Annotated in this window: 1 protein-coding gene; it reads left to right on the top strand. The window is 62.8% G+C overall.

What is annotated here, in order from left to right:
• Nucleotides 1-1,012: uracil-xanthine permease family protein (locus OC610_RS27940; protein ID WP_264432824.1), on the top strand; the 1,012-nt coding region annotated here is incomplete at its 5' end.
• Nucleotides 1,013-1,037: the final 25 nt, after the last annotated feature.

Genomic DNA, 1,037 nt, shown 5'->3' with positions numbered 1-1,037 from the left:
CGGCGTGATGGCGGCCGGTTTCGTCTACACGTTCCTGGGCCTGGCGGTGAAGATCAAGGGTACCGGGTTCATTGATCGCCTGTTGCCGCCGGTGGTGATCGGCCCGGTGATCATTTCCATCGGCCTGGCCATGGCGCCGATTGCGGCGAACATGGCGATGGGCAAGGCCGGTGACGGCAGCGAGCTGATTCATTATCAGACCGCGATGATGATTTCGATGCCAGCCCTTCTCACTACCCTGATCGTCGCGGTGTTCGGCAAAGGCATTTTCCGCCTGGTGCCGATCATTTCCGGCGTGCTGGTGGGCTTTGCCATGGCGTTTTTCTTCGGCGTCGTGGACACCGCAAAAATCGCCGCCGCACCATGGTTCGCCCTGCCGGCCTTCACCGCACCGGCATTCAACTGGCAGGCGATCCTGTTCATCGTGCCGGTCGCCCTGGCGCCGGCCATCGAGCACATCGGCGGCGTGATTGCCGTGGGCAGCGTGACCGGCCGCGACTACCTGAAAAAACCCGGCCTGCACCGCACGCTGCTCGGCGACGGCATCGCCACCACCGCCGCCGGCCTGTTCGGCGGCCCGCCTAACACCACCTACGCCGAAGTCACTGGCGCGGTGATGCTGACCAAGAACTACAACCCGAAAATCATGACCTGGGCGGCAATCTTTGCCATCAGCCTGGCGTTCATCGGCAAGTTCGGCGCGCTGCTGCAAAGCATCCCGATACCGGTCATGGGCGGGATCCTGTGCCTGCTGTTCGGCTCGATCGCAGCGGTGGGCATGAACACGCTGATCCGCCACAAGATCGACTTGGGCGAAGCACGCAACCTGGTGATCGTTTCAGTGACCTTGGTGTTCGGCATCGGCGGCGTGCTGGTGGGCACCGGCACCGGCCCGGACGACTTCGGCCTCAAGGGCATCGCGCTGTGCGCCGTGGTGGCGATTGCGTTGAACCTGTTGTTGCCGGGGAATGACGGTTGGAAGCAGAAGCAGGCGGATGAGCCGTTGATCTGAAGTACTTTGTTGTCAGTCAGAAAGC

This window comes from Pseudomonas agronomica (assembly GCF_025917275.1).
In the GTDB taxonomy this organism is placed as follows: domain Bacteria; phylum Pseudomonadota; class Gammaproteobacteria; order Pseudomonadales; family Pseudomonadaceae; genus Aquipseudomonas; species Aquipseudomonas agronomica.
This window is presented reverse-complemented; position numbering and strand designations above follow the sequence as displayed.